The 13,290-nt window shown below is 61.3% G+C and carries 1 protein-coding gene; it reads right to left on the bottom strand.

The annotated features are described in order from the left end of the window. Positions 1 to 223: 223 nt before the first annotated feature. Positions 224 to 13,282, bottom strand: coding sequence for a non-ribosomal peptide synthetase (locus tag KQP88_RS12145; protein WP_216705828.1), 13,059 nt, complete (start codon positions 13,280 to 13,282; stop codon positions 224 to 226). Positions 13,283 to 13,290: the final 8 nt, after the last annotated feature.

Raw genomic sequence — 13,290 nt, 5'->3', positions numbered from 1 at the left:
CGAATAACCTGCGCTGTATGAGTTCTGGAGAAGTCGACGAAAAACACAAGACGGCTTCGTGAAAAGGCGAAAGACCGCCTTTCTAGGGTGGGAAAAAACTAGAGCATCGGTTCTGGACTGTCTGTCACGGTATGTAGGGACAGGCGGGATGCAGGACGGCAGGGGCTTTGGGAAAGCGGCGTCCCCTTGAATGGGGACACCGCAGGGTCAGCAGAGAGACGGATCAGATACGGCGTTTGCGTTGCTGGGTAGGTACACGGGAAGCCGAGACTTCGACGGTGCGCAGTGGCACCACCGATGCCGCGACGGCGGCCAGGGTCGACTGCCCGAACAGGACACGAACATCGGCTTCCAGCCCCTCCTGGCGCATGCGCTCGATGAGACTGACCGCCAGCAGCGAATGCCCGCCCAGTTCGAAGAAGTGGTCGTGACGCCCTACTCGCTCCACCTTCAGCAACTCGGCCCAGAGCATGGCCAGCCGGGTTTCGTTTTCACCCTGAGGCGCTTCGTAACGATGCGTCACGTAAGCGTTGCTGTCGGGCAACGGCAGGCGCTTGCGATCCAGTTTGCCATTGGGGGTCAGCGGCAAGTTATCGAGGTGCACATAGGCGGCAGGCACCATGTACTCAGGCAGTTGCGCCTGCAAATGCGCTCGCAACAACCCGCTGTCGACCACCAGCTTCTCGCTCTGCAGCGTGTAATACGCCACCAGCCGCACATCACCAGGCTCGTCTTCCCGGGCCAGGACAACCGCGTCCCGGACCGCTTCATGACCAGCCAGGCGCGCTTCGATCTCACCGAGTTCGATACGGAAGCCGCGAATCTTCACCTGATCGTCGTTGCGCCCCAGATACTCGATATTGCCGTCCGGCAACCAGCGACCCAGGTCACCGGTGCGGTACATGCGAGCACCCGGCACATCGCTGAACGGATCATCGAGGAAGCGCTCGACCGTCAGTTCGTCACGGTTGAGATACCCACGCGCCACACCCGCTCCACCGATGAAGAGCTCGCCCGCGACACCCAGCGGCACCGGGTTCAGATACTCATCGAGTACATGGAATCGGGTATTGGAAATGGGTTTGCCGATATGCGCACTGAAACCGCTTTCCCGATCCATGGCGACCCAACTGGAGTAAGTCGTGGTTTCCGAAGGCCCGTAGAGGTTGCACAACTGCTTGACCTGAGTCTGCTCGAACAGTTTTTCCACCAGACTGCGCTTGAGTGCTTCGCCCGCCACGTTGACCGTATGCACGCCCTGGCTCAGCCCGGTGGATTCCAGCAACGCCTTGAGCGCCGAAGGCACGGTATTGATCAGCGTGACATCGCGCTCGTTTCGCTGCAGTTCAAGGGCATTCTTCACCAGATCGATACAGCCGCCGGTGGTCAGCGGAGCGAAGCATTCGTAGACGGCCAGGTCGAAGTTCAACGAGGTGGAGAACAGGGTTCTGGCAAGCACTGCCGGCTCGAAAGCCCGTTTTGCCCAGGTCAGGAAGTTGACCGTGTTTCTATGCTCGATCATCACGCCTTTGGGCATGCCGGTGGACCCGGAGGTGTAAATCACATAGGCCAGGTGCGCAGCGCTCAGGCCGGGAACCTCCGGGTTTTCCGGTGGTTGTCCGAGCCAGGTGCTGTTGTCCAGATCGATCACCGGGGCGTGGGTGGCAGACAGCAGACCGAGAGTCGGCCCATGGGCCAGCACCACGGTCGGCGAGCTGTCCTCCAGCATGTAGGCGATACGCTCGACCGGATACGCCGGGTCCAGCGGCACATAACCGCCGCCCGCCTTGAGGATGGCCAGCAGACCGACCACCATTTCCGTACTACGCTCCATGCAGATAGCTACCCGGGCATCAGGCTCGACGCCCCGTGCGCGCAAATGCCAGGCCAGACGGTTGGCTCGCTCGTTCAACTGCCGGTAATTCAACTGTTCCCCGCCATGGATCAGTGCCGGAGCATCAGGCGTACGCAGCACCTGAGCTTCGAAAAGACCATGAACGGTTTGTGCCGGCGGATAGTAGTGTTGCGTGTCGTTGAAACGGGCCAGATGCAGACGCTCCGCTTCATCCGGCAAAGCAACGCCGTACACGGGCTGTCCGGCATCGGCCACCATGGCACGCAGCAGACGCTCCAGATAACCGCAATAACGCTCGATGGTCTGCGGATAGAACAAGGCGGTGGCGAACTCAAGGCTGCCCTGCAACTGGCCGTTGACTTCCCCAAGGTCCAGGGACAGATCGAACTTGGCGCTGTTTCTCGGTGCGCCAATGCCTTCCAGCGTCAGGTTGCCCAACTGAAGGTCGACACTTTCGTTGTTCTGCCACGACAGCATGACCTGGAACAACGGGCTGTGAGACAGGCTGCGAACCGGCTTGACCACCTCCACCACATGCTCGAAAGGCAATGCCTGACGGGCCTGTGCTTCCAGGGCCAGGGTTCTGACCCTGCGCAGCAACTCGGCGAAGTCGGGTTTGCCGGACAGATCGATCGGCAGAGCCAGTGTGTTGACGAACAGGCCGATCAGCCCTTCGACTTCGGCATTCATGCGGTTGGCCACCGGCGAACCTATGACCACCTGGTCCTGACCGGACAAACGACTCAATGTGGCCGCCCAGGCTGCCAGCACCGTCATGTACAGCGTGGTGCCGTGGCGTTTGCTCAGGTCATGAAGCTGCGCGGTCAACTGCGCATCGAAGCAGACCGGTATCGCGGCGCCCGAATAGTCCTGCAGTGCCGGACGAGGCTGGTCGGTCGGCAGTGTCAGCACCGCCGGAGCCTGGGCCAGCGTCTTGCGCCACCAGTCGGTCTGGGCCTTCAAGGCCTCGCCCTCCAGCAGGCGACGCTGCCACGCGGCATAGTCGGCGTATTGCAAGGTCAGCTCCGGCAGAGGGTCCGCCTCACCACGCACAAAGGCTGCGTAGAGCGCACCCAGCTCGGCCGTCAATACGCCCATGGACCAGCCATCGGAAACGATATGGTGCATGGTCACCAGCAGCACATGCTCTTGCTCCGCGATACGGATCAACTGTCCGCGGATCAGCGGCCCGTGCTGCAGATCGAAGCCTTGCAGCGCCTCCTGCCCGGTCATCTCGTTCAAGGTGGCCGACGGATCGTCGAGCCCCGAGATATCCACCCGGGTCAGCGCAAAACCGCTGTCCGGTGGCAGGATACGTTGCACTGCCGCACCACCCGAAGGCTGGACAAAGCAAGTACGCAGAGCCTCATGACGCGCCACGATGCGGTCCAGGGCACGTTGCAGTGCGGACACGTCGAGCGCTCCCCTGAGGCGCAGCCCGGCGGGCAGATGATAGGCGGCACTGGCACCTTCCATCTTCGCCAGGAACAACAGGCGCTGCTGAGCGAACGAGAGCGGCAAGGCTTCATCACGAGAAACCGGTGTGATGTCCGGCCAGGTGCTGCGTGTTGCCAAGGCAATCTGCTCGGCTACCGCACTCAACTGAGGGTGGGCAAACAGCTCGGCCAGTTGCAGTTCAACGCCCCACTGCTGACGAACCAGAGACACCAGACGCATGGCCAGCAGCGAGTGCCCGCCCAGTTCGAAGAAGTTGTCGTCGCGTCCGATTCGCTCGACCTTGAGCAACTCGGCCCATGTCGCGGCAAGACTGATTTCCTGCTCCCCACGAGGCGCTTCGTAGTGACGCGTGAGATCGGTTTCGGGAGCCGGCAACGCCTTGCGGTCCAGTTTGCCGTTGGGGGTCAGCGGCAGTTTTTCCAGGTGTACGAACACGGTCGGAACCATGAACTCCGGCAAGTGTGCCAGCAAGGATTCACGCAGCAGGCTGCTCGCACAGTTCTCGCCAGTGTAATAGCCCGCCAACCGCAGGTCGCCATGGGCGTCATTGACAGCTACGACGACAGCTTCACGGATACCGGAGACAGCGCCCAGTCTGGCTTCGATTTCTCCGAGTTCGATCCGGTAACCACGAATCTTCACCTGGAAATCGTTGCGGCCCAGGTATTCGAGGCTGCCATCGGGGCGATAGCGGGCAAGGTCGCCTGTGCGGTAAAGACGCGCTCCGGGCTTCGAGGAAAACGGGTCATTGATAAAGCGTTCGGCCGTCAGTTGCTCCCAGTTCAGATAACCACGGGCCACGCCGTCGCCACCGATATACAACTCGGCAGCCACGCCCATGGGCACCGGCTCGCCCTGCTCGTCCAGCAGGTAGAAACGGTTATTGGCAATCGGACGGCCGATACTGACGCTGGCCGAAGTCCTGTCGCTGGCATCGAATTCCAGCGCCGATGACCAGATGGTGGTTTCGGTGGGGCCATAGACGTTCCAGAGCGTGCCGACTCTTGCGGCCACTCGTTGTGCCAGGTCCAGAGGCAACGCCTCGCCACCACACAACGCCTTGAGCCCGGCCGCTCCCGACCAGCCGGAATCCAGCAAAAGTCGCCAGGTGGCTGGCGTAGCCTGCATCATGGTCGCACCGCTCTGAGCGATCGCTTCGGCCAGCAATACAGGGTCCTGAGCACCGTGACGGTCGAGCAGTACCGTACAGGCGCCGCAGATCAGCGGCATGTAGAGTTCCAGGCCGGCAATGTCGAAGCTGATGGTGGTCAGGGCCAGCATGCGGTCTTCTGGCCCGGTGCGGGTCAGGTCGCGCATGGCACAGAGCAGGTTGACCACGCCCCGTTGTTCGAGCATGACCCCTTTGGGTCTGCCGGTGGAACCGGAGGTGTAGATCACGTAGGCCAGTTGTCGCGCATCGGTTTCGCGCTCTACAGGCGCTGTCGGGCCTGAACGCCATTCGGCATCACGGTCCAGAGCGATGACCGGAATACTGCCGCTGTCCAGGCCATCAGGCGCACTGCCCAGTGTCAGCAAAGCCACCGGAGAGCTGTCGGCAAGCATGTAGTTCAAGCGATCGGCCGGATAACCGGGGTCCAGCGGCACATAACAACCGCCCGCCTTGAGAATCCCCAACAAGCCCACCAGCATTTCCAGGCCACGTTCGACACACAACGCGACCGGGGCATTCTGTCCGCCAAGCAATGGTGTCAGGCAGTGCGCCAGTCGATTGGCCTGTTGATCCAGCTGACGATAAGTCAGGCTCTGCTCGCCATGCACCACCGCCACGGCATCGGGCGTGCGTTGCACCTGAGCCTCGAACAGCCCGTGAACGGTTGCCTGATCCGGATAAACGCAATCGGTATCGTTGAACGAGGTCAGCAACCGCAGGCGCTCGGCATCAGGCAGTATCGAAATGCGATTCAAGGCAGTCGACGGTGCCTGTTCGAGTGTTTCAATCATGTTCTGCAAGGCGCACTGCATGTAATCGCACAGCGCCCGGGCATCGATGCCTCCGCTGGCCTGAACCGTCAGAAGATACCCTGCACCTGTATCGTCTACCGCCAGCGACAAGGGATACGCCGTATGTTCATGGGCTTCAAGCCCCTGGATACCCTGCCAGGCGGTGTGAGCCTGTGCAGAGTCGTCCGCCGCGCTGTGGCGGAAATTGAGCAGCGCGCCAAACAGCGGAGCCGGTGCTGCAACACCACTGCAACGCTGTGCAAGAGCCAGAGGCGCATGTTCATGCTCAAGCAGCCCGCTCAGGCGTGCATGCACCTGCCTGACGGCCTGGGCCACAGCCTGTTGCCCCAGTTCTACGCGGATCGGCAAGGTGTTGATGAACATGCCCAATGCCCGGTCTGCGCCTTCCCCGCCGCGCATCCGCCCGACCAGCACAGTACCGAATACCACATCGTCACTTGCCGAGACACGCCCCACCACCAGGCCCCATGCCAGGTGGTAGAGACTGGCCGCACTCACGCCCAGGCTTCGGGCAAGGCTGCGGACACGTTGAGCGATGTCGGTATCTACCCTGTCGTGGATTTCATGCATCACGCCTTCGGATACCTGCTGGCCAAACGGCAAGGTCGGTTCGCGGACGTCTTGCAGCATGTCGCGAAAGAAGCGTTCATGTGCCGCATCATCGGCCCCCAGGCGCACCTGAGCGATGTAGTTTCGGTAAGGAACCGGCTCGGGCAGCGGTGTCGCTTCATCCAGTAACAGGCTTTGTATTTCGGATACCACGACATCGAAAGCCACGTGATCCATGATCAGGTGGTGGAACACCAGCGCCACCACATAGCGTTGGTTAACCGAATCCCAGGCGTAGGGCATGCAGATCAGAGGCGCCTGGCCGATGTCCATGCGAAAATTTCGGGCATCGAACCGTTCACGCATCTGGCCGAGAATATCGCCATCCTCAGGGTCCAGCGTCACGCATTCGCTCGACAGCGTTGCGTGGCGCAACACCACCTGCACAGGCGTTTCAAGACCTTTCCAGAACACTGCCGTGCGCAGGATGTCATGACGCTCGATCACTTTTTGCAAAGCCTGGATGGCAGACTCCAGACGGGCTTCAGTGTCAATTTCGAGCAACGACTGCAGGATGAAGGAATCGCCTTCACGTGCCGCGACATGGTGATACAGGATGCCTTCCTGAAGCGGCGCGAGTGCATAGATATCCTGCACATTGGCCACACCGCCCGGCACTGCAGCGACGATATCATCGATGGACGTCTGCTCCAGACTGGCCAGAGGCAGCATCCAGGGTTCGATCCGCTGGCAGTCGGCGGGAATCAGATTGGCCGGTACCTGAATGTCCTGCTCGGTCGTCAGGGAAGCCGCCAGTGCCGCCAAGGTAGGCTGGTTGAACAAGACCTTGATATCAGCGCGCAAACCTTCCTGGCGCATGCGCTCGATCAGCGTCACCGCCAGCAGCGAATGGCCGCCCAGAGAAAAGAAGTTATCGAAGCGCCCTACGCGCTCCACCTTCAGCACCTGGGACCAGATACTGGCCAGCAAGGCTTCCACGTCACCTGACGGGGCCTCATACACACTGCTTGTCAGTGCCTGCGCGTCGGGAACAGGCAGCGCCTTCTGATCAAGCTTGCCGTTGTTGTTCAAAGGCCAGTGTTCCAGGCGTACGAAGGCCGAAGGCACCATGTATTCCGGCAAGGCCTCACGCAGCCAGGCCTGGACGTTCTGGACAGTCAGCAGCGAATCGGCGGATTCGGCGGTGTAATACGCCACCAGTTGCTTTTGCCCCGGCACGTCTTCGCGAATCACCACCGAGGCCTGATGCACGCCCGGACAGGCTTTGAGGCGCGCATCGATCTCGCCCGGCTCGATACGGAAACCGCGAATCTTCACCTGGCCGTCACCACGCCCCAGATGTTCAAGGCTGCCATCTGCACGCCAGCAACCGCGGTCGCCGGAGCGATAGAGCCGCGCGCCTTTCACAGAGCTGAACGGGTCAGCGATAAATGCCTGGGCGGTCAGTTCGGGACGATTCAGATAACCCAGCGCAACACCGTCGCCGCCGATGCATATTTCCCCGGCAACGCCCGTGGGTACCAACTGCTGACGGGCATCCAGCACGTAGACCTGGGTATTGGCCAGCGGCTTGCCGATGGGCACATTGCTCATCTGCAGCGGCACATCGGTCACATGCAGAGTCGTCGCGTAGGTGGTGGTTTCCGTCGGGCCGTAGCAGTGAATCAAGCGCAGATCCGGTGCAATGGCCAGCAAATCCCGGAAGACTTGCGGGTCGGCCCGCTCACCGCCGCACATCAGAATGCGCAGTCCCGCCAGGGTTTCGCCGATCAGGCTCACATACTGGTTGAATACCGCAGTGGTCACGAACAATGACGTGATGCCCTTGGCTACCAGAACTTCGGCCAGACGCGGCGGATCCAGCAGCAACTCATGCTCGATCACCACCACTTGCCCGCCATTGAGCAGCGCGCCCCAGACTTCCAGGGTGCTGGCGTCAAATGCCGGGTTCGAGGCGAATGCCAGGCGGTCGTTTTGGTTGAAGTCGGCAAAACCGTTATTACGCACCAGTTTGACAATGCCACGGTGCGCCACGATGACCCCTTTTGGGGTGCCGGTAGAGCCCGAGGTGTACATGATGTAAGCCGCTGACTCCGCAGTGTTGCGGTTTTGCGGATCATGGTCCGGCTGACCGCTCACATCGAGCCGATCCAGATCAAGACGCTCCGCACCTTCCGGAATCTCACGGTCATGAAGGGTCAGCAACTGCCGGGCGCCGCTGTCACGGACCATGAAGGCCTGACGGTCCAGCGGTGCATTGACGTCCAGCGGTACGTAAAGGGCCGCACATTTGGTGATCGCCAGTTGCGCCACCAGCAGATCCAGCGAACGCGGCAGCAGAATCGCCACGGCATCGCCCGCCTTCACTCCCAGCCCCGTCAGGTAATGGGCCAGACGGTTGGCGCGACGGTTGAGTTCGGCATAGGTCAGCGACTGCTCCCCGTGCACGGCGGCAATGGCTTCAGGCCGCTCGGCAACCTGAGCTTCGAACAGAGGCTGCAGTGTCTGGTCCCTTGGGTAATCCGTAGCCGTAGCGTTGAATGTCTCCAGCAGGCGCTTACGTTCCTGAGGCGCAATGACCGGCACATCATGCAGAGCAGTCTGCGGATGGCCATCCAGGGCCTCGACCAGTTGCTGCAACGTGTAGGCAAAGGTGTCGCAGACACGCCGGGCACCGATTTCCTGCATCGCCAGCACGCTGAGGACAAAGCCCTCACCCAGGTCATCCACGGAAATGGCCAGTGGATAGTTGGTGCCCTCTGCGTTGCTCAGGCTTTCGATACCTTCCCAGGCCGACAAGGCCTGACTGGAGGCCATATCGGCAGCGCTGTGACGATAATTGAGCAGTGAGTTGAACAGTGGCGAAGGCGCTGCCACGGCACTGCTGCGTTGTGCGAGGGCCAGCGAGGCATGCTCGTGACCCAGCAATGCACTGAGGCGCGCATGGGTGGACTTCACGCCCTCGATCACGCTGCGCCCGTCGATGTCCACTCGCAGCGGCAGCGTGTTGATGAACATGCCCAGGGCACGGTCGGCACCGTCGCCGCCCTGCATCCGGCCCATGAGCACCGTGCCGAATACCGTTTGGGCACGACCGCTGGCCTTGCTGGCCACCAGCGCCCAGACCAGGTGCATCAGGCTCGCGGCACTGACGCCAAGCTGACGAGCCTGCACCCGTACCCGACGGCACAGCGCGGTATCCAGTTGCACGCGTGCTTCTTCGATATGGCCGCCATCGCCGGGCAGCGAGGCCTGACCGTAAGCCAGCGTCGGCTCATCGACATCGCCCAGCATGTCCCGGAAGAAGGCTTCATGCTCTTCTTGCCCAAGCCCCAGGCGAGCCTGAGCCACGTAGTTGCGGTACGGCACGGCAGCGGGCAGCGAATCGGCTTCGCCCAGCATGAAGGCCTGCATCTCCTCGCGCACCACGTCCATCGCGGTATGGTCCAGCGCCAGGTGATGGAAGATCAGCAGCATGACCCAGCTGTCGCCATCACGGGCACAGGCCAGCCGGATCAAGGGCGCTTCGGCCAGATCGAGACGATAGTGACTGCTGGCAAAACGCTCGCTCAACTGCTCGGCAATGGCGCCGTCGCGTGGGTCCGGTTTAAGGAACTCCACACTCAGGTCAGCCTCACGCCACACCACTTGCAGCGGCTCGCTCAGCCCTTGCCAGACTACGGCTGTGCGCAGAATGTCGTGACGCTGGATCACATGGCGCAGTGCATTGGCAAATGCATCGAGACGTTCCCGGCTCTTGACCGAAAAGGTTGCCTGCAACACATAGGGGTCGCCCTGCTCGGCGCTGATGTGATGGTAAAGAATGCCTTGCTGAAGCGGTGCCAGCGGATAGATATCCTGCACATTGGCCGCACCGCCGGGAACCGTTGCCACAACAAGATCCAGAGTGTTCTGGTCCAGTTCGACCAGCGGCAACATATCCGGCGTAATCCGGGTACAGCCCGGTTCGATCAGGTTGGCCGGCACACGGATTTCCGTGCCGCTGCCCACCGCAGCCGCCAGAGCCGCCAGGGTCGGCTGGCTGAACAACACGCGCACATCGGCGCTCAGGCCTTCCTGGCGCATCTTCTCGATCAGCTTCACCGCCAGCAGCGAGTGACCGCCCAGTTCGAAGAAGTGGTCGTGACGCCCCACACGCTCGACCTGCAACACCTCGGCCCAGATCTGCGCCAGGGTAGTTTCGACTTCGCCTTCTGGCGCTTCGTAGCCACGGTTGATAAACGCCTGCTGATCCGGCGCTGGCAGCGCCTTGCGGTCCAGCTTGCCGTTGTTGGTCAGTGGCAGGCTGTCCAGCTGGACATAGGCTGCCGGGACCATATAGTCCGGCAACTGGCCTTGCAGATGACTGCGCAGGACCTCCAGATCGATATCGGCTTCTGTCGAGGTGAAATACGCCACCAGACGCTTGTCGCCCGGCACGTCTTCACGCACCAGCACCACCGCCTCTTTCACGCCTTCATGACCGGCCAGACGGGTTTCGATCTCGCCCGGCTCGATACGGAAGCCACGAACCTTCACCTGCTGGTCATTACGGCCCCGGTATTCCACCGTGCCATCGGCCAGCCAGCAGGCCAGGTCGCCAGTGCGATACAAACGGGCTGCCGGGTCGGTGCTGAATGGATCAGCCACGAACACCTGCTCGGTCAGGTCGGCACGGTTCAGATATCCCAGCGCCACGCCATCACCGCCGATATACAGCTCGCCGGTGACGCCCAATGGCACCGGTTGCTGACGGGCATCCAGCACGTACAGCCGGGTATTGGCCAACGGCTTGCCGATGGGAATACTGCCCTCGCCCACGGTTTTGATTTCATGGGTCGCCGAGAAGGTCGTGGCCTCGGTCGGGCCGTAGCCGTTGAGCAGATGCTCAGGTGCACCGTTTTTCAGGACCTGAGCGATGACCGAAGGATCCAGCACATCGCCGCCCACAATCAGGTAACGCAGTTGCGCAAAGGCTTCGTACAAACCTGAAGCGTATTGATGGAACAAACCAGCCGTCATCCACAACACGCTGACCGACTGCTCCAGCAGCAGAGCCTTGAACTCCGGCAGCGATAGCAGCACATCCTGATCCACAACCACCACGCAACCGCCATTGAGCAACGGTGCCCAGACATCCAGGGTACTGGCGTCAAACGCCGGGTTGGAGGCAAAGGCCACGCGGTCTTGTGAAGTGAATTCGGCATAGCCGTTATTGATCACCAGACGGGCAATGGCGCGATGCGGCACCAGCACGCCTTTTGGTGTCCCGGTGGAGCCCGAGGTGTACATGATGTACACCGCGCTTTCGCTGGTGCAGATCCGATCAGGGTTGGCATCGGATTGCTGAGCCAGATCCAGACGATCCAGGTCAATACGTGCAGCACCTTGTGGCACATCCAGAGCGTGATGAGTCAGCACCTGACGCGCCCCGCTGTCCTGCACCATAAATGCCTGACGTTCCTGAGGTGCATTGACGTCCAGTGGCACGTAAATGCCAGCGCACTTGCTGACGGCCAGTTGCGCCACCAGAAGGTCCAGCGAGCGCGGCAGCAGAATCGCCACTGCATCGCCTGGATTGACACCTTGGCCTGTCAGGTAATGGGCCAGACGGTTGGCGCGGCTATTGAGTTCGGCGTAGGTCAGCGAATATTCGCCATGAACGGCAGCCAGGGCTTCAGGTCGCTGGGCGACTTGCTGTTCAAACAGGCCATGGACGGAGCTGTCGCGAGGATAGTCCGTCGCGCTGTCGTTGAAATGATGCAGCAATTGCTCGCATTCGCTTTCCGGTACCACGGCGATATCCGTCAGACCGGTTTCCCCACCCGCTTCCAGAGCGCTGACCAGATTCGTCAGGGCAGACGCCATATAGGTGGCGACACGCTGCGCGCCGATCTGCAAGGAAGCCTGGACGTGGAGTGCAAAGTGCTCACCGAAGTCATCCACCGACAGAATCAGCGGATAGTTGGTCCGCTCTTCGGCGCTCAGGGTTTCAATGCCCTGCCAGGCTTTCAGAGTCTGCTCATCCAGGGTTTGCGCGGCATCGGCACTGTGTCGATAGTTCAACAGGGCACTGAACAGCGGCGTCGGGGCGACCACCGAGCTGCAACGCTGAGCCAGGGCAAGCGAGGCATGCTCGTGCCCCAGCAGTTGAGTCAGGGCAGCATGCGTACTCGCAACCCCGGCCTGGGCACTTTGCCCGGCCAGACGCACACGCAGCGGCAAGGTATTGATAAACATACCCAGAGACTGTCCTGCACCCTGCCCGGCCTGCATGCGGCCCAGCATGACGGTGCCGAACACCACATCGTCGCGTCCCGACACTACGCCCAGCACGCGAGCCCAGGCCAGATGGCAGAGACTGGTCGCACTGACGCCGAGTTTCCGGGTCTGGGCACGCAGACGCTGCCCCAGCTCTGCAGGCAGCGCCAGATGCGCGTCTTCGATGCCGTTACCGTCGCCCAATACATCCTGCTGACCGAACGGCAGTGTCGGCTCGTCCATGTCGCCCAGCATGTCGCGGAAGAACGTTTCATGGCTCTGACGCTTGCCTGGCTGGCGCGTCTGCGCCACATAGTTGCGGTAAGGCACAGGGGCTTCGAGGGTTTTAGACTGACCGGTCAGAAAGGCCTGCATTTCATGCTGCACGATTTCCAGGGCTGCATGGTCGATGGCCAGGTGATGGAACAGCAGCATGGCCAGCCAGCGCTGATTGGCCTTGTCTTCGCTGATCACCAGCAGCAACAACGGTGCCTGACCGATATCCAGACGGTAATCACGAGGGTCGAAGCGCGCCTTGAGTTGCGGCAGCACTTCTCCTTCTTCCAGTTCCGCAGAAATATCCTGAACACCCAGCTTCGCTTCGCGCCAGACCACCTGCACCGGCTCTTCCAGGCCTTCCCAGACAAGGGACGTGCGCAGAATGTCATGCCGGTCGATCACGCTCTGCAAGGCGCCGATGAAGTCACTCAGACGCTCGCGACTGGTCAGGGTGAATTCGTTCTGCAAGACATAGGGGTCGCCCCGCTCGGCCGTCAGGTGATGGTAGAGAATCCCCTCCTGCAACGGTGCCAGCGGGTAGATATCCTGCACATTGGCCGCACCGCCCGGAATGCGGGCCACGATCCGGTCGATGGCGACCTGGTCCAGGGCAAGCAACGGCAGCATATCCGGCGTGATGCGCTCACAGCCCTGGACAATGCCGTTTTCGGGCACTGTCTGCAGGCTCTTCAGAGCGGTGGCATAAGAACCGTCCTTGATCGACTCGATCAGCAACGCCTTGTTTTCACGCAGCAAGGCCAGGACAGCCGGCTCGGCCAGAGACTGTTTACGACCGCGTACAGCCAGTTGGTCACCCGCGACGGAGAGCTCTACGCCTTTTTCTTCCAGTACTGCCAACAGTTCAATCAAATTCACAGGAAAAT

Origin of the sequence: Pseudomonas lijiangensis (genome assembly GCF_018968705.1) — a bacterium.
Lineage (GTDB): Bacteria > Pseudomonadota > Gammaproteobacteria > Pseudomonadales > Pseudomonadaceae > Aquipseudomonas > Aquipseudomonas lijiangensis.
Note: the sequence above shows the minus strand (reverse complement) of the source record. Positions and strands in the feature narration are given on the sequence as shown.